At 65.8% G+C, this 25176-nt stretch carries 18 protein-coding genes; 3 read left to right on the top strand and 15 right to left on the bottom strand.

Features of this window, described 5'->3' with window-relative positions:
* Nucleotides 1–180: 180 nt before the first annotated feature.
* The 15 genes from ON04_RS08255 to rplJ all read right to left on the bottom strand — a co-directional run bounded on the left by ON04_RS08255 (nt 181) and on the right by rplJ (nt 20868).
* On the bottom strand, nt 181–4140 hold the full coding sequence (locus ON04_RS08255) for a DNA-directed RNA polymerase subunit beta' (RefSeq protein WP_010541131.1): 3960 nt from the start codon (nt 4138–4140) through the stop codon (nt 181–183).
* Nucleotides 4141–4264: 124 nt separating this feature from the next.
* Nucleotides 4265–7771: a DNA-directed RNA polymerase subunit beta gene (rpoB, locus tag ON04_RS08250; protein ID WP_029458067.1), complete on the bottom strand. Its 3507-nt coding sequence runs from the start codon at nt 7769–7771 to the stop codon at nt 4265–4267.
* Between the two features lie 416 nt (nt 7772–8187).
* Entirely contained in the window at nt 8188–8856 is a 669-nt protein-coding gene (locus ON04_RS08245) for a hypothetical protein (protein ID WP_010541129.1), read from the bottom strand.
* Between the two features lie 19 nt (nt 8857–8875).
* Nucleotides 8876–9586, bottom strand: a complete 711-nt coding sequence (locus tag ON04_RS08240; protein WP_050815303.1) for a hypothetical protein — start codon at nt 9584–9586, stop codon at nt 8876–8878.
* A 50-nt stretch (nt 9587–9636) separates the two neighbouring features.
* Entirely contained in the window at nt 9637–10881 is a 1245-nt protein-coding gene (locus ON04_RS08235) for an MCE family protein (protein WP_010541127.1), read from the bottom strand.
* A complete protein-coding gene (locus ON04_RS08230; protein WP_010541126.1) occupies nt 10878–12131 on the bottom strand; it encodes an MCE family protein in 1254 nt (417 codons plus the stop codon). Before ON04_RS08230 ends, ON04_RS08235 begins: the two co-directional genes overlap by 4 nt.
* The gene (locus ON04_RS08225; RefSeq protein WP_010541125.1) at nt 12131–13357 is read right to left on the bottom strand and encodes an MCE family protein; all 1227 of its coding nucleotides are present in this window, start codon (nt 13355–13357) and stop codon (nt 12131–12133) included. Before ON04_RS08225 ends, ON04_RS08230 begins: the two co-directional genes overlap by 1 nt.
* Nucleotides 13357–14379 carry an MCE family protein gene (locus ON04_RS08220; RefSeq protein WP_010541124.1) on the bottom strand — a complete coding sequence of 341 codons (1023 nt, stop codon included), beginning with the start codon at nt 14377–14379 and terminating at the stop codon, nt 13357–13359. The genes ON04_RS08225 and ON04_RS08220 overlap by 1 nt, the downstream gene beginning before the upstream one ends.
* Nucleotides 14376–15467, bottom strand: coding sequence for an MCE family protein (locus ON04_RS08215; protein ID WP_010541123.1), 1092 nt, complete (start codon nt 15465–15467; stop codon nt 14376–14378). Before ON04_RS08215 ends, ON04_RS08220 begins: the two co-directional genes overlap by 4 nt.
* Nucleotides 15464–16900, bottom strand: a complete 1437-nt coding sequence (locus ON04_RS08210) for an MCE family protein (RefSeq protein WP_010541122.1) — start codon at nt 16898–16900, stop codon at nt 15464–15466. Before ON04_RS08210 ends, ON04_RS08215 begins: the two co-directional genes overlap by 4 nt.
* Nucleotides 16897–17706, bottom strand: a complete 810-nt coding sequence (locus ON04_RS08205) for an MlaE family ABC transporter permease (RefSeq protein WP_420795337.1) — start codon at nt 17704–17706, stop codon at nt 16897–16899. Before ON04_RS08205 ends, ON04_RS08210 begins: the two co-directional genes overlap by 4 nt.
* A 48-nt stretch (nt 17707–17754) precedes the next feature.
* Complete coding sequence (locus tag ON04_RS08200; protein WP_010541120.1) at nt 17755–18585, bottom strand: MlaE family ABC transporter permease; 831 nt, start codon at nt 18583–18585, stop codon at nt 17755–17757.
* 28 nt (nt 18586–18613) lie between these two features.
* A complete protein-coding gene (locus ON04_RS08195) occupies nt 18614–19717 on the bottom strand; it encodes an ABC transporter ATP-binding protein (protein ID WP_010541119.1) in 1104 nt (367 codons plus the stop codon).
* 191 nt (nt 19718–19908) lie between these two features.
* Nucleotides 19909–20295: a 50S ribosomal protein L7/L12 gene (rplL, locus tag ON04_RS08190; RefSeq protein ID WP_010541118.1), complete on the bottom strand. Its 387-nt coding sequence runs from the start codon at nt 20293–20295 to the stop codon at nt 19909–19911.
* A 60-nt stretch (nt 20296–20355) separates the two neighbouring features.
* Nucleotides 20356–20868, bottom strand: a complete 513-nt coding sequence (gene rplJ, locus ON04_RS08185) for a 50S ribosomal protein L10 (protein ID WP_010541117.1) — start codon at nt 20866–20868, stop codon at nt 20356–20358.
* Nucleotides 20869–21205: 337 nt separating this feature from the next.
* On the opposite strand from rplJ, the gene ON04_RS08180 reads away from it, so the two are divergent.
* The 3 genes from ON04_RS08180 to ON04_RS08170 all read left to right on the top strand — a co-directional run bounded on the left by ON04_RS08180 (nt 21206) and on the right by ON04_RS08170 (nt 25048).
* Nucleotides 21206–22189, top strand: a complete 984-nt coding sequence (locus ON04_RS08180) for a diacylglycerol/lipid kinase family protein (protein ID WP_010541116.1) — start codon at nt 21206–21208, stop codon at nt 22187–22189.
* Between the two features lie 249 nt (nt 22190–22438).
* Nucleotides 22439–23749, top strand: a complete 1311-nt coding sequence (locus ON04_RS08175; protein WP_010541115.1) for an oxygenase MpaB family protein — start codon at nt 22439–22441, stop codon at nt 23747–23749.
* A gap of 120 nt (nt 23750–23869) precedes the next feature.
* Nucleotides 23870–25048 (top strand): CaiB/BaiF CoA transferase family protein, encoded by a 1179-nt coding sequence (locus ON04_RS08170; RefSeq protein ID WP_010541114.1) that lies wholly within the window; start codon nt 23870–23872, stop codon nt 25046–25048.
* The last annotated feature ends 128 nt before the right edge of the window (nt 25049–25176 follow it).

Below are 25176 nucleotides of genomic sequence, written 5' to 3'. Positions count from 1 at the left end.
ATCGGCCCCCACCTGCTGTGATGTTCGCAGCAGCCGAGGGCACATCGCGCAAGTCTAGAACACGTTCTCCTGTGGTCAGAACACGGCCGGGTGAACGCACCGGACCCCCGGCACACGTGGTGCTCGGGGGTCCGGTGTCGTCCACTGTCCGCGGCCGGTGACCGGCGACGGGAACCGTGCTCAGTAGCCCAGGTCGTCCAGGCGGACGGAGGCGCCGGTGGCGTCTCCGAAGCCGTCCTCGGGGCCATAGAAGCCGTCGCCGTAATCCGGGATGGAGTAGGCGGCTGCGCGTGCCTCCTCGGTGGGCTCGACCGTCGAGTTGCGGTAGCGGTTGATACCGGTACCCGCCGGGATGAGCTTACCGATGATCACGTTCTCCTTGAGGCCCACGAGCTTGTCCGACCGCTTGTTGATGGCGGCGTCGGTCAGGACGCGGGTGGTCTCCTGGAAGGAGGCGGCCGAGAGCCACGAGTCCGTGGCGAGCGAGGCCTTGGTAATGCCCATAAGGACCGGTCGCGCGGAGGCCGGCGAACCGCCCTCGGTGAGCACCCGGCGGTTCTCCGCCGTGAGCTCTGCCCGCTCGACCAGCGCACCGGGCAGGAACTCGGTGGCGTTGGACTCGTTGATGGCCACGCGACGCATCATCTGACGAACGATGACCTCGAGGTGCTTGTCGTGAATCGACACGCCCTGCGCGCGGTAGACCTTCTGCACCTCGTCGACGAGGAACTTCTGCACACCGTTCGGACCGAGGATGGCCAGCACCTCGTGCGGGTCCGCGGGCCCCTCAAGGAGTGCCTGACCACGCTCAAGGTGATCACCGTCGGCGATGGGCCGCGAGGAGCCGTCGTCCAGCTCGATGTGCGCGAGCCCCTGACGCTTGGACAGCTTCTCGTACACGATCTCGTCCGCGCCGTTGTCCGGCACGACCGTGATGGTGTAGAAGCGCTCCTCCTCCTCGATCCGGATCCGGCCGGCCTCCTCGGAGATCGGGGCCTTGCCCTTGGGCACGCGGGCCTCGAACAGCTCCTGCACACGCGGGAGACCACCGGTGATGTCGTCACCGACGCCACCCTGGTGGAACGTACGCATCGTGAGCTGGGTACCCGGCTCACCGATCGACTGTGCAGCGACAATGCCCACGGCCTCACCGATGTCCACCAGCAGGCCGGTCGCCATGGAGCGGCCGTAGCAGGTAGCACACACGCCGGTGCCGGTGGTGCAGGTCAGGACCGAGCGGACCTTGACGTTCTCCACGCCCGCGGCGATGAGCGCCTCGATCGTGGGGTCGCCCAGGTCGGTGCCGGCGGCCACGATGACCGTGCCGTCAGCATCGACCGCGTCCTCGGCGAGCGTACGGGCGAACGTCGAGGTCTCGACGTGCTCGTCACGCTCCAGAACTCCGGTGGACTTACCGTGCGCATCCATAATCGGACGGGCGATGACCGTGTCGACACCCTTATTGGTGGCGCAGTCGGTCTCGCGCACGATGACGTCCTGCGAAACGTCCACCAGACGCCGGGTCAGGTAGCCCGAGTCAGCGGTACGCAGGGCGGTATCGGCCAGACCCTTACGGGCACCGTGCGTGTTCATGAAGTACTCGAGCACCGTCAGGCCCTCGCGGAACGAGGACTTGATGGGCTGCGGGATGAACTCGCCGTTCGGTCGGGTGACCAGACCCTTCATACCGGCGAGTGCACGGATCTGGGTCATGTTGCCCGCCGCGCCCGACTTGACGATCGTCGGGATCGGGTTGGTGTCCGGGTAGTTGGCCTCCATGGCCTGACCGATCTCGTCGGTGGCCTCCTGCCACAACTTGACCAGGTCCGACTTGCGCTCCTCGTCGGTGATCTTGCCCAGGTCGTACTGCGACTCCAGGCGGGCTGCCTTGGCGTCGTACCCGGCGAGGATCTCCTTCTTGGCCGGCGGGACGAGCACGTCGGACATCGCGATGGTGACTCCCGAGCGGGTGGCCCAGTAGAAACCGGTGTCCTTGAGCTTGTCCACCGTCTGCGCCACGACGATCATCGGGTAGCGCTCGGCCAGGTCGTTGATGATGACGGCCTGACGCTTCTTCGGCATCTGCTCGTTGACGAACGGGTAGTCCGCCGGGAGCAGCTCATTGAACATCACGCGGCCGAGCGTGGTCACGGTCAGCCACTCCTGGCCGGGGGTCCAGCCATCGGGGAACTGCTCCGCCTCGATCTCGGCGGACGGACGCTGATGCGTCAGACGCATCTGCACCGGAGCGTGGATGTCGAGCACGCCCAGGTCGACGGCCATGATGGCCTCGGCCGGGGTCGAGTAGACGCCGGTGGCCGGCGTGTCCTCGGTCGCGGGGACGTACGAACCGGTGATTCCCTCGTCCAGACGGGTGAGGTAGTACAAGCCCGTGACCATGTCCAGTCGGGGCATGGCCAGCGGACGGCCCGATGCCGGCGACAGGATGTTGTTCGAGGCGAGCATGAGGATGCGGGCCTCGGCCTGTGCCTCCGCGGACAGCGGCAGGTGCACAGCCATCTGGTCGCCGTCGAAGTCGGCGTTGAACGCCTCACACACGAGCGGGTGCAGCTGGATCGCCTTACCCTCGACGAGCTGCGGCTCGAATGCCTGAATGCCCAGGCGGTGCAGGGTCGGTGCACGGTTGAGCATCACCGGGTGCTCGGCGATGACCTCTTCCAGGACGTCCCACACCTGGTCACGCTGACGCTCGACCATGCGCTTGGCGGATTTGATGTTCTGCGCGTGGTTGAGATCCACCAGACGCTTCATCACGAACGGCTTGAACAGCTCGAGCGCCATGAGCTTGGGCAGACCACACTGGTGCAGCTGCAGCTGCGGGCCCACGACGATCACCGAACGGCCCGAGTAGTCGACGCGCTTACCCAGCAGGTTCTGACGGAACCGACCCTGCTTACCCTTGAGGAGGTCAGACAGCGACTTGAGCGGGCGGTTACCCGGCCCGGTCACCGGTCGGCCACGACGACCGTTGTCGAACAGTGCGTCGACGGACTCCTGCAACATCCGCTTCTCGTTATTGACGATGATCTCGGGAGCACCGAGATCCATCAGTCGCTTGAGACGGTTGTTGCGGTTGATGACGCGCCGGTAAAGGTCGTTCAGGTCCGAGGTGGCGAAGCGTCCACCGTCGAGCTGGACCATTGGACGAAGCTCCGGCGGGATCACCGGAACGGCACCCAGCACCATCGCGGCCGGGTGGTTGCCCGACTGCAGGAACGCGGAGACCACCTTGAGACGCTTGAGGGCACGGATCTTCTTCTGACCCTTGCCGCTACGGATGATCTCCCGCAGCGACTCGGCCTCGACCTCGAGGTCGAAGTTCTCCAGCAACGACTGGATGGCCTCGGCGCCCATGCCGCCCTCGAAGTACTCGCCGAAGCGGTCGTCGAGCTCGCGGTAGATGCCCTCGTCCACGATGATCTGGTTGACGTCGAGCTTGGTGAAGGTGGTCCAGATCTCGTCAAGGCGGTCCAGCTCACGCTGGGCCGACTCGCGGATCTTCTTCATCTCCTTCTCGCCGCCGTCCTTCACCTTGCGGCGCTGGTCTGCCTTGGCGCCCTCGGCCTCGAGCTCGGCCAGATCGGCCTCGAGCTTCTTGGCACGTGCCTCGATGTCGGAGTCGCGCTCGTCCTCGATGATCTTGCGCTCCTCGACGACCTGGGCCTCGAGGGTGCTGAGTTCGTTGTGACGGAGCTCGGTGTCGACGCTCGTGATCACATAAGCGGCGAAGTAGATGATCTTGTCGAGATCTTTGGGCGCCAAATCCAGCAGGTAGCCCAGTCGCGACGGAACACCCTTGAAGTACCAGATGTGCGTGACGGGTGCGGCCAGCTCGATGTGGCCCATCCGCTCACGACGCACCTTCGCGCGGGTCACCTCGACGCCACAGCGCTCACAGATGATGCCCTTGAAGCGCACACGCTTGTACTTACCGCAGTAGCACTCCCAGTCCCGAGTGGGGCCGAAGATCTTTTCGCAGAACAGGCCCTCCTTCTCCGGCTTGAGGGTGCGGTAGTTGATGGTCTCCGGCTTCTTGACCTCGCCGTAGGACCAATTACGGATGTCTTCGGCCGTCGCGAGGCTGATGACCAGCTCGTCGAAGTAGTTGACGTCCTGCACGTAGGCGTCCTTTCCCAAGTGGGATGATGGCGGGCCCCTCGCGGGGTGGGGCCGGTATGGGGCCCGCCGTGGTGGAACTCAAACTGTCGGGTGCGGGGATCGGGCGGCGGCGCCGCCCTCCCGCCTACTGGGCCAGCTCGTCGGCCGTCGAGGACTCGTCGCGGGAAAGGTTGATCCCGAGGTTCGCCGCGGTCCGGTCGAGGTCGTCGTCATCGCCCTCGCCGAGCGAGACGGCCTGGCCGTCGCTCGAGAGGACCTCGACGTTGAGACACAGCGACTGGAGCTCCTTGAGAAGAACCTTGAAGGACTCCGGAATACCGGGCTCCGGGATGTTCTCTCCCTTGACGATCGCCTCGTAGACCTTCACACGGCCCACGACGTCGTCGGACTTGATCGTGAGCAACTCCTGCAGCGTGTACGCCGCACCGTAGGCCTGCATGGCCCAGCACTCCATCTCACCGAAGCGCTGGCCACCGAACTGGGCCTTACCGCCGAGCGGCTGCTGGGTGATCATCGAGTACGGACCCGTCGACCGCGCGTGGATCTTGTCGTCCACGAGGTGATGGAGCTTCAGGATGTACATGTAGCCGACCGCGACCGGGTACGGGAACGGCTCACCCGAACGACCGTCGATCAGGGTCGCCTTGCCGTCGCCCTTGACCATCCGCTCACCATCACGGTTCGGGAGGGTGTGATCGAGAAGGCCGGTGATCTCCGTGTCCGCGGCGCCGTCGAAGACGGGCGTGGCGGTGTTGGTGCCGGCCTCGACGCGGTGGAGCTCCTCCGGCAGCTTGGCCGCCCAGTCGGGCAGGGAACCGTCTCCCTCACGCGGAACTTCCCAGCCCGCCTTGGCCAACCAGCCGAGGTGGGTCTCCATGATCTGACCGATGTTCATACGACGAGGGACACCGTGGGTGTTGAGAATGATGTCCACCGGCGTGCCGTCGGGCATGAAGGGCATGTCCTCAGCGGCGAGAATCTTGCCGATGACGCCCTTGTTGCCGTGGCGACCGGCGAGCTTGTCGCCGTCCTGGATCTTGCGCTTCTGCGCCACGTACACGCGGACCAACTCGTTGACGCCGGGGGGCAGGTCGTCGTCGTCATCGCGCGAGAACACGCGGACGCCGATCACCTTTCCGGACTCACCGTGCGGAACCTTGAGCGAGGTGTCGCGCACCTCGCGCGCCTTCTCACCGAAGATGGCGCGCAAGAGGCGCTCCTCCGGGGTCAGCTCGGTCTCACCCTTGGGCGTGACCTTGCCGACGAGCACGTCGCCGTCGCGGACCTCGGCGCCGATGCGCACGATGCCGCGGTCGTCGAGGTCAGCGAGGACCTCTTCGGAGACGTTGGGGATATCGCGCGTGATCTCCTCGGCGCCCAACTTGGTGTCGCGGGCATCGATCTCGTGCTCCTCGATGTGGATGGACGTGAGCACGTCCTCCTCCACCAGTCGCTGCGAGAGGATGATCGCGTCCTCGTAGTTGTGGCCCTCCCACGGCATGATCGCCACGAGCAGGTTCTTGCCGAGAGCCATCTCACCGTTCTCGGTGCACGGGCCGTCGGCGAGAACCTGACCGGCCTCGACACGCATGCCCTCGTCCACGATCGGACGCTGGTTCGAGCATGTGCCCTGGTTCGAGCGTGCGAACTTGGACAACCGGTAGGTCTGACGACCGCCGTCGTCGTCCATCACCGTGATGAAGTCGGCGGAAACCTCCTCCACCATTCCGGCGGAGGTGTTGACGACCACGTCGCCCGCGTCGACCGCGGCGCGCAACTCCATTCCGGTGCCGACGAGCGGCGACTCGGACCGGAGCAGCGGCACCGACTGACGCTGCATGTTCGCGCCCATCAGGGCACGGTTGGCGTCGTCATGCTCGAGGAACGGGATCATCGCGGTGGCCACGGAGACCATCTGACGCGGCGAGACGTCCATGAAGTCGACGTCGCCCGGCTCGACCATCTCGACATCGCCGTGCTTCTTGCGCACGAGGATGCGGTCCTCGACGAAGCGGTTGTCCGCGCCGATCTCCGAGTTGGCCTGCGCCACGACGTGGCGGTCCTCCTCGTCGGCCGTCAGGTAGTCCACCTCATCGGTGACGAGTCCATCGACGACGCGCCGGTACGGCGTCTCGATGAAGCCGAACGGGTTGACCCGCGCGTACACCGAGAGCGAACCGATCAGACCGATGTTCGGCCCCTCGGGTGTCTCGATCGGACACATCCGACCGTAGTGCGAGGCGTGGACGTCGCGGACCTCGAGGCCGGCGCGCTCACGCGACAGACCTCCGGGGCCGAGCGCCGACAGGCGACGCTTGTGAGTCAGGCCCGAAAGCGGGTTGTTCTGGTCCATGAACTGCGACATCTGGGACGTTCCGAAGAACTCCTTGAGCGCAGCCGTGATAGGCCGGATGTTGATCAGCGACTGCGGGGTGATCGCCTCGGAGTCTTGCGTGGTCATGCGTTCGCGGACGACGCGCTCCATGCGGGACAGTCCGACGCGAACCTGGTTCTGGATGAGCTCACCGACGGTACGCAGACGACGGTTACCGAAGTGATCGATATCGTCGACCTCGACCGGCACCTCACGGCCACCCTCGACCTGCATCGACTCATCGCTGGCGTGGAGACGGACGAGGTACTCGATGGTGGCGGCGATGTCTTCACGCGTCAGCGTGGTTGTCGCGTCGCCCTCGGGGTCGGGCAGCCCGAGCTTGCGGTTGACCTTGTAGCGGCCCACGCGGGCCAGGTCGTAACGCTTCTCCTTGAAAAACAGGTTCTCGAGGAGTGCCTCGGCCGACTCGCGGGTGGGCGGCTCGCCCGGACGCAACTTGCGGTAGATCTCGAGCAGCGCCTGGTCCGTGTCCTCGACGGTGTCCTTCTCGAGGGTGGACATCATGATCTCGGAGAAGCCGTAGCGCTCCTTGATCTCCGTGGTGGTCCAACCGAGCGCCTTGAGCAACACGGTGACGGACTGGCGGCGCTTGCGGTCGATACGCACGCCGACGGTGTCGCGCTTGTCGACGTCGAACTCCAGCCACGCGCCGCGCGACGGGATGACCTTGACGGAGTGGACGTCCTTTTCCGTCGACTTGTCACGTGAGCGGTCGAAGTAGACACCGGGCGACCGGACGAGCTGCGAGACCACGACACGCTCGGTCCCGTTGATGATGAACGTGCCCTTATCGGTCATCATGGGGAAATCACCCATGAAGACGGTCTGGGACTTGATCTCACCGGTTTCCGTGTTCTCGAACTCGGCGGTGACGAAGAGCGGCGCCTCGTAGGTGCGGTCCTTCTCACGGCAGTCCTCAAGGGACGCCTTGACCTCTTCGAAGTAGGGCTCCGAGAACGAGAGCGACATTGAACCGGAGAAGTCCTCGATCGGGGAGATCTCCTTGAGGATGGACTCCAGGCCTCCCTCGAGGTTCGTGGTGCCGCGCGAGGCGGCCCTCTCTTGCCACTCCTCCGAACCGATGAACCACTCGAACGACTCCGTCTGGAGGTCGAGCAGCCCTGGCACCGGCAACGGCTCAGAGAGTTTCGCGAACGAAACTCTCCGGGGCGCACCGGGAACAGTGGAGACTGACGTGGTCTGGCGGGAGACTGCCAAGATGGGTCCTTCCAGCACCTCACGTGATCACCACGGGCGGTGACCACAGATGTATCTGCGAGCGGTCCGCCGACGGGTATCCACCCGGGTCCGCCGTGTGATTGAGGGCTCGCATAACACCCGGTCAAACCGGGGACGAGCCGTCAAAGACGATCGGGGGGCAAATAGCAGCCAGCGCAACGACTTAATCTAGCGGATGGCGGCGCGGAAGTCCAGCCCTCAACGGGGCGGTCCCCGGAGGCTGTAGTTATTTGATGCGATGTCCGTCTCTGCGCTGGTTGCCCTCGTGGCTTCCGCCACCATCGGCCCCCGGTCGGGACTTCGCACCCGGGCTCGTGAATCCTGCCCGACGCACCTAAAGGGTGACGTGTGAAAGCCCGTTCGTCAAGGATCCGGCGCGGTCGGTCTCGGTATCGACCGTCGCGCGGCGCCTCTCAGGCGGGCAGGTCCGGGATCTTAGAGAGCTTCCACACCCCGTCGATGCGTTCCATGCCCACGAGGTAGGTTCCACTAGTGCTGCCCGCGGCCGTGTCGTCCCGAGTGATGGAAACGTCCTGGACCAGCAACACTTCCGCATGGTCGCCCTCCAACATGGACAGGCCCACCTCGCGAACCTGCGCGTCGACCGTGGTGGCCGATTGCTCATAACTCACGCTCAACGCCGGCCAGTTCTTGTCCAACTCGTCCACGAGGTTCTCCGTGAGGAACTCGCCCAGGGAGTCGTGGTATTCGTCGAGCCGGGTGTGATCTATCGCCACCAGTCGCTGCACACCGGTCGTCGCGGCCGAGAGCACCGCGTCGGTCGTCTGCGTGTCGACGAACGCCTGGTTGGCCGGTTCGCTCTCGGGAACCAGTGTGAGCGCCGCGCCGGCGACGCCCGCCACCAGACCGATCGCAATGGCGGCGTAGGCCGCAATACGGCCGTTGCGACGACGAGGCTCCCGGACGTCGGAACGGCGGTCGGCGTTGTCATCGCCTGCTCCGACGTCGAATTCCGTCCAGTCCGGGGACGTCGACTCCGTACGAGCCGCCCCTGCGTGACCGGCCAGACGCCGACGGGCAGGCGCAGTGGCAGACTTCTGGTTCCTCTTGATGGGTGGCATCAGCTGCTCCGGCCCTTTCTTATCGTCCTGCGGAGGTGGTCGGCGCGGTGGTGCCGTCCGATTTCTCCGCGTCCGTTCCGGCGGCCTCGCTGGACTTCCCGGCCCGCGCGCCCACACCGTTCCCTACGGTCCCCCCTGCGCCCGGCAGTTCGAGATCCTGCACGGATTGGCTGGACTGACCGACCGGCACCGTGACGCCCACCTGGTTCACGGCGTCGGCTTTCCACCGACCGTCCTCTAGGGTCAGGTCCACACGCATAGCCTGGCGACCGGTGATGTCCTCCTGCCCCTCGCGCTCCGAATGTGCGGTGAACACCACGAGGACGGCAGCGTCACCGGCGTCGAGATCGAGCGATTCCACCGCGACGTTGGACACCGTGGCCGTGGTTACCGCCTTCTGCTCGAGCACACGGGTGCGCACGTCCTCAGCCCACTGCTTCTGCTCGGTCAGGAAATCCCCCGTCGACGACTCCTCCAGCATCGCCAGCGAGTCGTCAACGCTCCGGTGATCGAAGCTGAAGGCGTTCTCGACGACGGTTCGGGCCGCATCGGAGGCCGCATCCCGATCCTGCGCGATCTCCTGTCCGGACGGTTCGCTGACGTACCGGACCACTGAGACGGCCATGACCGCTAGACCGGCCACCAGAACCACCGCGGCCACGATGATCAACCACGCCGGGACACTGCCGTCCGCGCGGCCCGTGGCCCCGCGCATTTCCTGCGAACTCATGGCGGCGACGGTACCGGAAGGACGGCTGGCCGGATCTTCGCCGGGCGCAGTCACCGCGGGATCAGCCCCTGGAGGACCGCCAGCTGCTCGGCGGCCACGGACAGGTTGAGACGGTCCGGGTCGATCTTGGGCTTGGAATCCCAAGGCTGCGGAATGTCGGGATGCGCGTACTCGACTCGTTCAGCTCCACGAACCGCTGTGGGGCTGCCGAACGGCACCGTGCACCTCGCGTCATAGTTCGGCGGGAAATTCTGTTCCTGCGGGTCGAACGAGGGATCCTGGGCCTTCATCTGCTCGATGATCCGCTGGGTGCCCTCATATCCCTGCGTACACGGGGTCGGATTGTCCATCTCCAACACGAGACCGAAGTGGATGGTCCCGTCTCCCGGGGCCACCGACAGTCCGCCGGCTGCGAGCGCCGGCAGCAGTTGCAGCAGCACCCTGAACGACGGCGCCAACGGGTCGACCGTCTTCATGGTGGTGGACAGGTTCCCCACCGTCCGTGTCAGCGGCTCGCCCGAGTTCTCCACCAGACGACGGGTCTCGTCGGCGAACTCCGGGGCGGTATCGATGAGCCTCTCCAGATCCGAGTCGGAATCCCGCAGCGCCTCGGTGACGGTGCGGAGGTCGCGAGAGAAGTTGATGATCTCACCGGACTGGTCGGCCTGGGTGTCGAGCACCGTCGCACCGTCGCGGATCAGTGCCTGCAGCTGGGGCATCGTACGAGTGCCCTCGTCCGAGAGACGAACCAGTGAATCGGAAAGTCGCTGGAGCTGCGGGCCGCGCCCCTCGAAGGCCTTACCGAGCTCGTCGACCGTCACCTCGAGGTCGTCGAGGGGAACCGATCGTGCGAGTCCGTCGACCGATTTCAGGAGGTCCTCAACGCGGACCGGTAGTGCTTCCCGTCCCGCCGAGACCACGTTACCCTCCTCCAGGTACGGCTCGGTGTCGGTGTTGGGGCGCAGATCCACGTACTGCTCGCCGATCGCGGATCGGTTGGCGACCACGGCTCTGGTGTCGGCGGGGATCTCCGGGGCGCTCGAATCGAGGTTCAGTTCCACTCGGACTCCGCTCTCGGTGAGCGAGAGTTCGCCCACGCGACCGACCGGGGTACCGCGATAGTTGACGGCGGCGTTGGTGAACACACCGCCGGTGTCTGGCAGGTCCAGATAGACCTTGTATTGGCCGATACCCAACAGCGACGGCAGGCGGACGTAGGCCCCGCCAACGTAGGTGATCCCCACCGCCGCGATCACGCAGAAGGCGATGAGCTGAGCTCTGAGGGTTTTGCTCATCGGTATCCGGGCTCCCCTGGTTCAGGCAGGTAATTCTCGGAAAACTCCGAGGTACCCGGCGCGGGCTTGGGCACGACCGCCCTGTCCATCACGGGTGGGATGGGCAACAACGGCAGGACAATCGTCGTCCGCCGGTCCGGGCCGTTGTCGCCTTCCCACGGGTTGCCCGGGTCCGAGGCATAGGGTCCGCTCGTGGTGGTGGGCCGGACCGGGACGGGGTCGCCCTGGTTCGCCCCCAGGTTACGAAGCGTCTCGGAGATCGTCGCGTCGACCGAGAGAAATACGTTTGCCGAGCCGCCGACCGTGGAGGTGATGGACGCGTCAGGGAACGGGAAGGTCGGTACGAAGCCAGCCAGCTGGATGAGTTCCGGTGTGGACTCTCCGAGATACTGCAGAACCGGGCGTAGTGCCCGCAGATCCGCGATCAGATCCTCGCGGCTGGTGAGCAGAATGTCCGAGCCCACTTCTCCGAGCGCGTCGACCTTCCTTAGCAGCTCCACCAGCTGAGGTCGCTGTTCCTCAAGGACCGCCACGCCGGCGGGAAGCTCGTCCAGGGCGGCCTGGATCTGCTCGCGCTGGTTGTTGGCACGGGTGGTCATGAGGTTCACGCCGTCGAGTGCCGTGGTGATGCTGTCCCGCTGACGGTTGAGCCCGCTGATGAGGTCGTCCGCCGATCGTAGGGTCTCGGTCAGTCCCTCCTCACGGCCGTCGGTCAGCTTGCGCAACTCACCGACGATGGGTTGCAGCTGGTCCACTCCCCCGCCGTTGAGCAACAGCGACAACGCCCCGAGTACCTGCTCGATGTCGGTGGCGGTGCGGGTGCTGGACGTGCGGATCACATCGCCGTCCGCCAGCTCGCCGACCTCCGGCTCATCTTCCGGTGGCGTCAACTGGACGAACTTCTCACCGAGAAGGTTGGTCTGCTGGATGGAGGCCTCGGCGTTCGCTGGCAGGTCGATCTCGTCGTTGAGGACGATGTCGACCTGCGCGGTCCACCTGTCATCCGCGAGCGAGATCCCAGTGACACGTCCGGCGTCGAGGCCGTTGACCTTCACGGTCGACTGCAGGACCAGGTCCAGGACGTCGTCGAACTGGATCGACAGGTTCATCGGGTCGTCGCCCACGTCGGCACCACCGGGGAGCGTGTAATCCTCCAGGTTCATGGAACATCCTGACAGCAGGACCGTGACGAGGGCGACCGCGCCCAGACCCCGACTCATACGGCCGACCGCAATGGTGGTGCGTTTCATCATCGGCCCCCTTCCGACGCGGGTGTCATGGGCCAGCCGTAGTTACCCTGGACGGTCCCCGGCACCGGGATGGACTGCTTCATCTCGCCCGCCAGGATCCCCAGCGGCAGGTCCGGGTAGGCGTCGCGAATCTCCTGGTTCCTCTGCGGAGCGAGCGCCTCACACGCCTGGATATCGGCGCGGCGCAGATTATCGAGTTCCTGAAACATCTCGTTGCCCGGGTTGAGACGGCCCAGCCGCATGAGTTGACACAGCGTTCCGGCCGGGTCCTGCTTTTCCGGGATGTTGGCGCGCATGGACAAGCTTCCCGACTCGGCGTCGTAGGCGCTGATGAGATTCGACAGCGCAAGCGGAGCGGTCTTGAGGATCTCCTCGAGATCACCGCGCTGGTCAGCAGTGATCTGACTTATCGTCACCAGGTGGTCGGCACTACTGCGGATCACGTCCTGGTTGTCCCGGATCAGCCGCGCGACGTCGGCCAGCGCGTAACTCAACTCCGACAGCGCGCCCTGTAGATCCTCACGTTGTCCCGCGACCGTGCTGTTGAAGGTCGCCATCTGGGAATTGAACTCCCGAACCTGGGAATCGTTCTCCGCGAGCATCGTGACGAACGACTGCAGGTTGATCACCGTTTCGCTGATGTCCTGACTGGAGTCGGCCAGCGTCGTGGCGGCCTTGGACAGCTCGTCGATCGAGCGGCCGAGCGCTGCGCCGTTGCCTCCGAGGTCCTCGGCGGACGCGCTGACGAATCGGTCCAGAGCGCCGTCCTTGTTGGCCCCTTCGGGCCCGAGCGCCTCGGTGAGGTCCTTGACGGACGCGTAGAGCTTGTCGACCTCGACCGGGGTGGCGGTCCGCTCGAGCGGGATGTGCGCACCCGACTCCATGGTCGGCCCACCCGAGTACGCGGGCACCAACTGAACGGTGCGGTCCGGGATGACCGAGGGGGTCACCTGGACGGCCTTCGCATCGGCGGGGATCTGAACCCCGCGACGAACGTGGAGGCGGACCTCCACGGTGTCGCCCATCGGGGTCACTTCATCGACCGAGCCCACGGTGACACCGAGGATGCGCACATCAGTCCCCTCGGAGACACCGACCGCGGACGGGAATGTCGCGGTCACGGTGGTGCGTCCGAGTCGGGTGACGGCCAGGTAGGTGACCGCGACGATCACCACGATGACGACGAGGAGCAATGCTACGAGCCAGTACGGCAGCTTCTTGTGCATCAGTTGACCCCACTCAGTCGGGCGGGGGCGCGAGCACCGGGGTAGAACGGCGGCTCAGGCGCACCCGGCGGGAGGAGGTTGGTGACGACCGAATCGAACCACCGCCCCGTACCCAGCATGTTGGCGTACAGCCGGTAGAAGGGGGCGAGATTATGGATGGACTTCTTCAGATCCTCCTCGTGATCGGTGAGGATCCGAAGTGTCGAGTCGAGACTGTCGAGGGTCGGTCCGAACTTCGCCTCGTTGTCAGCGACCAGGCGTCGGAGTTCGATCGACAGTCCCCGAGTGGAGGCCAGCACCAGTTTCAGACTTTCGGACCGTTGATTGAGTTCGCCGAGCAGCTGTCCGGTTCCGACGATGAGCCGCCGGAAGTCGTCGTTGCGTTCGGCAAGGATCTCGGAGCTCGTCCGGGTGGCAGCGAGGAGCTGACGGAGCTCTTCGTCCCGGCTGGAGATCGTCTGGGACAGGCGTGCCACGCCATCGATCGCGCCGCGGAACTCATCAGGTGAGGCCTGCATGGCACCGGTGAGGCTTTCCAGGCTCGCCGCGAGCTTCTGGTCGTCGATCTCGTCAAGGGTCTCGGCGGCTGAGGAGAACGCGGTGACCACGTCATACGGAGCCACCGTCCGCTCCAGAGGAATGGGGTCCGAGCGATCCAACTCCTCGGTCCCCGCCGGGCTCAGAGCCAGATACTTCTGACCGAGAACGGTCTTGATCTGAATGCTCGCGCGGGTGTAGTTGCCGAGCCAGGCGTCGTTGGCGCGAAAGCCCACGACCACCTTGTCGCCATCGAGTTCCACGTCGGTCACGACCCCGACCTTGACGCCCGCGATCCGCACCTCGTTGCCGTCCGTGAGTCCCGCGGCCTCGGAGAAGTGGGCCTCGTACTTAGGTCCCGCGCCAACGAACGGCAGGGAATCGAGCATGAATGATCCGGCGGTCAGCGCCAGGATCACGATCACCCCTACGACGCCGACGGTGGCGTTGCCGAACCGGGGTTCCCCCGGCTTTCGCTTACTCATGGAATTCCCCCTGCGTGGCACCGAGGCGCGGCGTTGGTGTACAGCGGGTGGTTGACGGTCGGCCCACCGTTGGGCAAAAGGTTCGGCACGTCGTTGCCCTGCCCATGGACGATGTCGGCACCGCACAGATAGAACTGGAACCAGGATCCGAAAGAGCCCATACGGATCAGGTTGTCAGTCTTTATCGGCATTTTGTGCAGGACCTCGCTGAGGACGTCCTCGTTGCTCACGACATTGTCGGTGACCACCCTGAGGTGGTCGAGCGACTCGGTGACGCTGGGTCTGGTCGCGCTGACGACGTTCTCCGCGGACGAGGTGAGGTCCGCCATCGAGTCCAGGGAGCTGCCTATCGCGTCGCGTTCCTGTGCGAGCCCCTCGACGAGTTGCCGGGTGGTCACGACGAGTTGCTGGAACTGAAGGTCCCGTTCGTTGATCGTCTCCAGTACCGCGGTGAGATTGTCGATGACCTCCCCGATCACCTGGTCGCGGTCGGCCAGGTGATTGGTCAGTTGTCCTGTCTGCTGGACCAGGCTGGTGACAGTGCCCCCTTCCCCCTGCAGAACCTTGACCAGGGAGTCGGCGAGCGCATTGACGTCCGCCGGTTGGAGCGTGGTGAAAAGCGGCCGGAAACCGTTGAAGAGGGCGGTGAGATCAACCGCAGGCGACGTCTTCGCCATGGGGATGGTGGCCCCCTCGGGCAACGTCGCACCCTGTGTACCGGTGGTCCGGGCGACGTTCATGTACCGCTGACCGATCATGTTACGGAAGCGCAGGGTGAGGTGGACGTTATCCGGGAGGGTCCGGTCCCCCGCGAGGGTGAAGTTGACCTTCGCCCGGTCTCGCTCGTAGATCTCGAAGTCGGAAACGTGCCCCACCACGACACCCGCGATGCGGACGTCATCTCCCTTCTCCAACATGGTCACGTCGGAGAAGATCGCTGAATATTCGGTCCCGTCCTCCCGAGAACCTCCCCGGATCGTGGTGGCCAAAACGGTGCTGAGCAGACCGGTCACGACGATGAAGATGGCGAGCTTGATGAACGATCCGAGTAGGCGGCCCCGGAACAGTGCCTTGAGTCTGGGACTCACTTGAAGACCACCTCCGTCCCGCGGAGCGCGGGGGCGCCTATCGCGCCGACCCAGCTCGGGATCTCGTCAGAATCACGCGCTGTGGCGACGCCGTAGACGGTTCTGATTGTCTCTGTTTCGAACGGCGAACCCGCGTACTCCATTGCCATGATGTCCGCGTCCCGGCCTGCGGTAACCGTGGAGGGGAACGGCATGTTCGGCTGCTCCGGTACCGCCCGGCCGGGAGCAGCGGGAATCGATCCACGGGTACGCAGCGCGGGCACTGGTCCGTCCTCCAGCAACGGGTTGGGCAACGTGGGCACGAACTCCGGCCCGGGATTGCGCGACGGCGTCTGGAAGGAGCCATCCGCGATGGCGCCCCCCGGCGCTGCGGGGAAGTTCGTTGACCCCTGGGCGGGTTCGTAACACCGTGGACCCCGGGTGTCGAAGAAGCGGGGCTCGTCCTGGTTGGGCACGTAACGTCCCTTCGGGTTGACGACCTCGATCGTCACCCGGATTCCCGGGTTCGGGGTTCCCACGCCCAGGATGTCGTCGGAGCGTCTCAACGCCTCCATGAACAATTGAACGGTGCACGGCAGCGCAGGGGTGTACTCCGCCAGGTACTGCAGCGAGGTCTGTGAGTCGGCCGCGAGGGCGATGAGGTCGTCCCTGTTGGTGGCGAGGAACCCCGTGGCCACGTCGGTGCCGGCACTGAGGCGCTGCAGTCCGTCCGCGATGTCGGAACGACGCTGGATGACGGTGTCGCCGGTGGTCCGGAGCGCGTCGAGGGCGTGGATGAGATCCGGAAGCGCCTCCGAGTATGTCTGGGAGAACGTCGCCAGGTCCTCCAGACCAGCTTCCAGAGCCGGCATCTCCTGGGTGATGCCGTCGAAGACCTCGCCGATGTCCACCAGGCTGGCGCCGATGTCGTCACCGCGACCTGCCAGGGCCTGGTTGATTGCGCCCAGCGTTCCCGCCAACTTCTCCGGCGGGACCGCTTCGAGAACCGGGAGCAACCCGTCAAGAACCCTGCCTAGCTCGATCGCGTTCCCGCGGGTGTCCTGATCGATGGTCGCCCCGGGTTCCATGGTTCCAACGGGCGTATCGGGGAATCCGAGATCTACGTACCGTTCGCCGAACAATGTCTTGGGGAGAAGACGACCGCTGACATTCCTCGGGAGTTGATCCATGAACTTGGGATCGAACTCCATGTTGACCTGGACGCGGTCGCCATCGGGTTCGACCCCAGAGACACGTCCGACCAGAACGCCGCGTGCCTTGACGTCGGCGTCGTTGGGCAGCGCGAAGGCCATGTTATCGGTGTACATGGTGATGGGATCGGAGGCCGTGAACGCGCGGTTGTAGATCGCGACGGTAGTACCCACGAACGCCACGACGATGGCGATGAACAGCGCAGCCAGAAGTCGCTTTTTGCCATTCGACAGTTCGTTCATCCCGCTACCCGCACAGTCGTGGTGGTGCCCCAGAGCGCGAGTCCGACGAAAAAGTTGAGGATGGCGACCACGACGATGGTCGTACGCACCGCGCGGCCCACGGCCACGCCGACGCCTGCCGGGCCGCCCGAAGCGGTGAATCCGTAGAAACAATGAATCATCACGAGGACGAACGCGAAGATGATGACCTTGACGAAGGAATAGATGACGTCTTCAGGTGGCAGGAACAGGTGGAAGTAATGATCGAACGAGCCGGTCGACTGCCCCTGCAGCATCGTGTTGACGCCCCGGGTCGCCAGATAGGACGCGAGGAGCCCTACGACGTAGAGCGGGATCACCGCGATGAAGCCGGCGATAATCCGGGTGGTGACGAGGTAGGGGACGCTCGGGATCGCCATTACCTCGAGCGCGTCGATCTCCTCGGAGATCCGCATCGCGCCGAGCTGGGCGGTGAAGCCACAACCCACTGTGGCGGACAGCGCGAGCGACGCCACGACAGGCGCGACCTCCCGAGTGTTGACATAGGCGGACAGGAAGCCGGTGAGGACCGAACTCCCGATCTGGTCGAGTGCGGCGTACCCCTGCAGCCCGACGACCACGCCGGTGAAGCCACTCATCATGACGATGACGCCGATGGTTCCGCCCAGGACCGCTAACACGCCGACACCGAAGGTGACCTCGGCGATCAGTCGGAGCACCTCGTGCCGGTAGTGGACCAGCGTCTGCGGGATCCACCGGATAGCACGTAGGTGGAACGCGAGTTGGTCACCCAGGGAATCGAACGACGACACGGGGCCTCGGACCATCGCCCGCAACCGAGCTCTGGTGGGTCCGATATCGGTGTGGATAGCCATCTACGACCCCTTCGGCGGAACGATCTGCAGGTACATCGCCGTGAGGATGAGATTTGCGAAGAACAGCAGGAGGAAGGTCAGGACCACGCCGAGGTTGACCGCGTCGCCGACACCCTTGGGGCCACCCTTGGGGTTCATGCCACAGTACGACGCGACGACCCCGGCGATGAGTCCGAATATGAGCGCCTTGAACGAGGACATGATGAAGTCCGGGAGCTGTGCCAGCGCTCCGAACGACATGAGGTAGGCGCCCGGCGTTCCGCCCTGCAGCAGGATGTTGAACACGTAGCCGCCAGCGATGCCGACGATCGACACGAGTCCGTTGAGTAGGACGGCGACGAGCATCATGCCCAGTACCCGGGGCACGACCAGCCGCTGCACGGGATCGATCCCCAGGACCCGCATGGCATCGAGTTCCTCGCGGATGGAACGCGCTCCGAGGTCAGCGGCCACCGCGGAGCCCGCGGCCCCCGCGATGAGAAGCGAGGTCACGAGAGGCGCACCCTGTTGCACTACCGCCAGCACGCCGGTCGCACCCGTGTACGCCTCGGCACCGAGTTGCTGGACGAGCGAACCGGTCTGCATGGCGACGACCGCGCCGAACGGGATCGCGACCAGCGCTGACGGCAGAATCGTCACCGACGCGATGAACCATGACTGTTCGATGAACTCGCGGAACTGGAACGGCCTCCGGAAGATCCCGCGTAGGACCTCGAGAAACAGCCTGAATACCTTGCCCGCCCCGCCCACGGCAGTCCGGAACCCGCCGCCGACATCAGCCGCTGATACTCCGGTACTGCCTTGGGCCTGCTGGGTCTCACCCTCCGCCATCAGCACTTCTCCCCGACTCCGCCGCCCGTCAGTTCTCGGCGGAACCGTAGTGGTCGTCAACACCGGAGGCGCCGGTGCTCTCCTCGGCGCCAGCCGACGCCGCGACCCCTGCGGGAGCAGCGGCCGTAGCCGCGCCGTTGCCCTTTCCACGTGCGGCCCACTCGTCGCGGATCGCCTGCTGCGCGCCCTCGGGCAGGGTGTCGAGCATCTCGGCCACACGCTGCTCGCGCCGGGCCTCACCCTTGCGTTCGGGGCCGCCCGGAGTCGGCTGCATCTGCGGCGGCACACCCGTGACCTCGTCATCGCCCGGGGAGCCGTCGTTGTGGCCGGCATCCGCCTGCGCCTGTTCCTCCCGCATCTGAGCGTCGTCCTTCTCCTCGGACATCCCGATCGGGCCCAGCTTGGATCCACGCAGGAACTGACGGACCGAGGGTTCCTCGCTGGTGAGCAGCACCTCACGCGGGCCGAACATGACGAGCTTCTTGCGGTAGAGCATCCCCAGGTTGTCGGGCACCGTCCGAGCCAGGTTGATGTTGTGCGTGACGATGAGGATCGTGGCGTCGATCTGCGCGTTGATGTCGATGAGCAACTGCGCGAGGTAGGTGGTGCGGACCGGGTCCAGTCCGGAGTCCGGCTCGTCGACCAGAATGATCTCGGGGTCGAGCACGAGAGCGCGGGCGAGGCCTGCACGTTTACGCATGCCGCCCGAGATCTCGCCCGGGAGCTTGCCCTCGGCGCCCGTGAGGCCGGTCAATTCGAGCTTCTCCATGACGATGCCGCGGATCTCGGACTCCGACTTGCGGGTGTGCTCGCGGAGCGGGAACGCCACGTTGTCGTACAGGTCCATGGAGCCGAACAGTGCCCCGTCCTGGAACAGGACGCCGAAGAGCTTGCGGATCTCGTAGAGCTCCTTGGCGGTGCACTGGAGGATATCGGTGCCATCGATGTAGATGCTGCCGCGCTCGGGACGCAGCAGGCCGATCAGTGACTTGAGGAAAACCGACTTGCCCGTACCCGACGGGCCCAGCAGCGCACTCACCTCTCCCTCCGGGAGCGTGAACGTGACGTCCTCCCAGATCTTCTGGGACCCGAAGGATTTTGTCAGACCCTCGACTGATACCTCGACACCCATGACACCACTCCTCACTGCAGCCATCATCTGTGGCCACGGTCACTGTAAACTACCGCTCCCCGCTCGTGTTTCGTTACATACCCGTAAGAGAAGCATCAGCGTGTTCGTCCCGGGCGGCGCAGGAGGGGAAATGCCCCAGGGGCGGCCCGGCAGATGCCGGGCCGCCCCTGGGGGAACGCTGGAGCGTCAGATCACTTGAGGGTGACCTTCGCGCCGGCCTCCTCGAGCTTGGTCTTGGCGGCCTCTGCGGCCTCCTTGTCGACCTTCTCGACGATCGCCTTGGGGGCGGACTCGACGAGGTCCTTGGCCTCCTTGAGGCCCAGGCCCGACACGAGCTCGCGCACGACCTTGATCACGCCGATCTTCTTGTCGCCGGCCGACTCGAGGACGACGTCGAACTCGTCCTGCTCGGCGGCGGCCTCGCCACCGGCAGCCGGGGCACCGGCGGCGGCGACGGCGACCGGAGCGGCCGCGCTGACGTCGAAGGTCTCCTCGAACAGCTTCACGAACTCGGAGAGCTCGAGAAGGGTCATCTCCTTGAAGACGTCAAGCAGTTCATCGTTGCTGAGCTTCGCCATGGCAAAGTCCTTTCTCTGTGCCCCGGCGCCGTCTGGCGGCCCGGATGCGTGTGGGGTGTGTCAGTTCTTCTGGTCCTGGAGGGCACCGAACAGGCGCGCCAGCTGCGAGGCATGTGCGGTGAACATGCCAGCTGCGGCGGACTGCTTGCCCTTGATGGCGCCGGCCATCTTCGCGAGCAGGACCTCGCGGGACTCGAGGTCGGCGAGCTTCTCCAAGTCGGTGGCGGACAGCGACGCGCCATCCATGACACCGCCCTTGATGACGAGCGCCTTGTTGTCCTTGGCGAAGGTCTTGAGCGCCTTAGCGGCGTCGACGACCTCACCGGTGACGAACGCGATGGCGGTGGGGCCGGACAGGAAGTCGTCGAGACCCTCGACGCCGGCTTCCTCTGCCGCACGCTTAACCAGAGTGTTCTTGGCCACGGTGTACGTGGCGTTCTCACCCAGCGCCTTGCGCAGTTCGGTGACCTGCGGCACGGAGAGTCCGCGGTACTCGGTGACCACGGCGGTCGCGGAGTTCTGGAAGTGTTCCTTGATCTCTTCGACGGCCTGGACCTTTGCGGGCTTTGCCATGTTTCGCCTCCTTTCTGCTTCTTCTCTTCCGAGAGAAACACGAACGCCCCGCGCACAGAAGGCACGGGGCGCGGAGGAGGCGGGTACGAAACCCACTACTGTCCGACGCTGACCGATGTTCTCCTGCGCGGGCCGTCCGGGCGCTCCCGGACCCTTCGACCACTCCCGGCGGGAGCGGCGACCTGCGGTCTTCGGTGAAACTTGATCGGGAGTCCGGCTGGACTGACCGCCGGACGTTCAAACTTCCCCCCAAGGTTATAGGGATCCCCGCGTATGGGCCAAATCGATGCGGAAGCGGCGAATGGCGGCCCCGTCGCGTTTCTGACACATTGATGCAGTGTCTGCTGCCTCGTCTCGTGTCGCCGTCGTCTACAACCCGACCAAGGTCGGTGTGGATGAGGTTCGTCGTCGTTCCACCGCGATGGCCGCGCGTCACGGGTGGACCGATCCGACCTTCTTCGAGACCACAGAGAACGACCCTGGCACAGGCCAGGCTGTGGAGGCGGCGACGCAGGGCGTGGGATTGGTGATCGCCTGTGGCGGCGACGGCACCGTGAGGTCGGTCGCGCAGGGGTTGCTCGGCACCTCGGTGCCCATGGGCGTGGTCCCGCTCGGCACCGGAAACCTCCTGGCCCGCAACCTCGACATCCCCCTCGACGACGTTGACCGCGCCTTGCGTGTGGCGATGAGCGGCCGCAGTCGTTCAATCGATCTCGGCGAGGTCCGGTTCACCGACGGCGAGGGCACCTCCCACGAAGACGTATTCCTGGTGATGCTCGGCGCCGGGATGGACGCCGACATGATCGCCGGTACAAACGACGGCCTCAAGGCCCGGGTGGGCTGGTTCGCTTACGTGGGGGCATTCGCTTCCACCCTGTTGCGTGGCCACCGGATCAAGGTCGAGTACTGGCTCGACGAGGGGCCACGGGTCCAGACCCGTGCGCGGACCCTCCTGGTGGCCAACTGCGGGATGCTGCAGGGCGGGATGGTCCTCCTGCCGGACGCGGTGATCGACGACGGACTTCTCGACGTGATGGCTTTGCGCGCCAAGGGTGCGGTCGGCTGGGCGCGTGCGGGGGCCGTGCTCGCCGGCCACACGGTCCGACACCGCATCAACACGCTGAGGAGGAAGCCCCAGCCTGGGCAGGAGAAGGAGAACCACGAGACGCGGCCGGTGGATTTCCGACAGGGTGCGTCCGTGACCGCCCGAATTCTCGAGAAGCCTGCCTCGTTCCAGATCGACGGCGAGGACTGCGGGTCCGTGACCGATTTCAGCGCCCGTATCAAGCGACGAGGACTTACTGTGCGGGTCGCACACTAGCCCGCACTCCCCCGGTCGGCTCACGTGTGCGCGGCCTCGTCGTCGTCGTCATTGCCGCGCCGGCCCAATCATGGCTAGCGCGCCAGCCGCGACCTCCCAGACAGCCCGGGCCACCCTTTGCTCTACCAGCACTTCCGCCGACGCATACCCCCGGATAGTGTGACGAGCAGGCCCCTCACTCAGGGGGATCGACCTCAGCCACGGCCCCGTACCCGGACGCAGCGAGCAGCCGCACGAGGAAGGACGGTCATGAATCGCACCGACCCCGAATCCGTGACCGCCGACGTGGGCACTGACGTCGATCGCCCCGCGGTGCCCGAGGGCGTGCGCTGCCCCACCAGGTTCGCCTACTGGGAGGGCAAAGAGAACCCCACTTTTCGCAGACTGCGCTCCGCGGTGTTGCGCCTGACCGGGTTCGACCTACTGCCGACCGATGAGCGGGCTGCCGATCTGTGCGCGGACCTGTTCGAGGGCGATCCGGTGGCGGAACGATTTGTCGACGACGTCTACCACGGCGAGACCGGGCCCCGGCAGACCCGCATGATGCTGAACTCGGCGCTGACCCATGGCATCGACTCGCTGGATAATGCGCCCGAATCCATGCGAGCGTTGTTTGCCGAGTTCGAGGCGGTCCCGGACTGGGTGGACCCCGAGCTCATCGAGCAAGGCGCCAGAATTTGGCGCCGCTGGGGCACCGTGTTGTTCAGTTTCGCCGGTGCCGAGACCCTCGAGATCTACACCGAGTCGGCCGTCGCCACTCCGCTCTCGCTCGCGGGTGGGTATGCCGGCGACAACGCCCTGCGCCGGTTCCTCGAGACCTGCAGGTTCTGGATCGACGTCTCCGAACCGGGCGCACTGCTACGACCGGGTTCGCCGGCCCGCGCCACCGCTATGAAGGTCCGGGTCATGCACGTCTCGGTCCGATCACGGGTGGCGTCCCACCCTGAGTGGGACATCGAGAAGTGGGGCCTACCCATCAGCCAGACCTACATGGTTCTCACGCTCATCGCCGGCTCGGTGACCCCCGGACTCGGACTCTGGGTCCTCGGATACCAGACCAGCCTGCGGGAGATCCGCGCGCTGGTCCATTTCCAGAAGTACATGGGCTACCTGCTCGGCGTACGCCTGCGGTGGTACCCGGACACGATCGGCGACAGCATCCGCATGCTCGTGATGGCCGGCCTGTCCCGTTCCCACGACTCCGGAGAGCACGGTCGGGAACTCATCGAGTCCTATCCTCGGGCCTTCGCCCCGCGGGACGGCCACACCGGGCTGCAGCGGCTACGGGAGCACTACAACTACCGCATCAACGGCGTGTATACCGCGATGTTCATGGCCCCGTGGACCCGACGGCGATACCGCATGCCCCCAGCCCTGCCGTGGGCCCTGGTGCCGGTGGTCCGCTTCCCGCTCATCACCGCCATCGAGCTCGCCCGCCGCGTTCCCCCTGTCGGTCGACTCCACGAACGCCTCATGTGCTGGCACCGCGAGAACTGGTACCGGGCACAGATGGCCGGTCGCCGGGCCGAATTCGACGCGTCGAGCGCCCTGCGTCGTTGATCTCGCCTTCCGCCTAGGGTTGGAGGAGTACGCGCGTAGCGCCCTGGGCGGGCGCGGGATGAGGGGGTACAGGTGGAGTCGTCATCCGGGCGGAGCGAGCGCAGCGGTGCGCTTGACGGAATGATCGTGCTGGAGTTGGGCACCCTCATCGCAGGCCCGTTCGCCGGCCGCCTGCTCGGCGACATGGGTGCCAGGGTGATCAAGATCGAGGACCCTGGCCGCCCCGACCCTCTCCGCACATGGGGTCAGGGCGAACGCAACGGCCGCCGCCACTTCTGGACCGTCCACGCGCGCAACAAGGAATCCGTCACGCTCGACCTGCGCCTAGACGCCGGCGCGGCCATCTTCCGTGACCTGGTCACCCGCGCAGACGTGATTGTGGAGAACTTCCGTCCGGGCACGCTCGAGAAGTGGGGTCTGGGCCCGGACGATCTGCACGCGCTCAATCCCGGTCTGGTGATTGGTCGAGTCTCCGGATACGGCCAGACCGGTCCACAGGCCGGCCGCGCCGGGTACGCCTCGGTCGCCGAGGGCGTGTCCGGGCTGCGTCACCTCAACGGCTTTGCCGATCGCCCGCCGCCACGGATGGCCCTGTCTATTGGAGACACCCTCGGCGGCATGTTCGCCGTGCAAGGGATTCTCGCGGCACTGCTCGCCCGCACCACGACCGGCCTCGGCCAGGTGGTCGATGTGGCGCTGACCGAATCATGTCTTGCCGTGCAGGAGTCGGTGATCCCAGACTATGACGCGGCGGGGGTCGTGCGCGGCCCCTCCGGCACCCGGCTGGAGGGCATCGCGCCGTCGAATCTGTATCGCGCCTCCGATGGGCTCTGGGTGATCATCGCCGCGAACCAGGACACCGTTTTCCGGCGCCTGTGCGCAGCGATGAGTCGGCCCGAACTGGCCGATGACAGCCGCTTCGCCAACCACTCCGTGCGCGGGACCAACCAGGACGAGATCGACGCGATCATCGGCGAGTGGGCCGCCGAGCACACTGCAGACCAGATTCGCGAGACCCTTGACCGCGCAGGCGTGGTGGTGGGCCCGGTCAACACCGTGGCTGACGTGGTGCGCGACGAGCAGTTCCTCGCCCGGGGCATGCTGGTGCCGCACACGGTGCCCGGTGTCGACGACACCGTGCTCGGCCCCGGCGTAGTGCCTGTCCTCGCTGACACCCCCGGCGGAGTTCGGCGCGGCGGGGCGCCGGAGCCCGGGTTCGACAACGCAACCGTCTACGGCGGGCTCTTGGGGATGGACGAGGCGCACTTGGCGGACTTGGCTGCCCGCGGCGTCATCTGACCCCAGCCGAGCCTGCCCGTCCGCTTCAGTCGCGCCGCTCGCCCCAGGCAGCCGCGCCGCTCGCCCCCGGCAGCCGCGCCGCTCGCCCCCGGCAGCCGCGCCGCTCGCCCCCGGCAGCCGCGCCGCTC

This window comes from Dietzia alimentaria 72 (assembly GCF_000226215.1).
In the GTDB taxonomy this organism is placed as follows: Bacteria; Actinomycetota; Actinomycetes; order Mycobacteriales; family Mycobacteriaceae; genus Dietzia; species Dietzia alimentaria.
The sequence above is the reverse complement of the archived record's forward strand: the minus strand, read 5'-3'. Positions and strand labels throughout refer to the sequence as shown.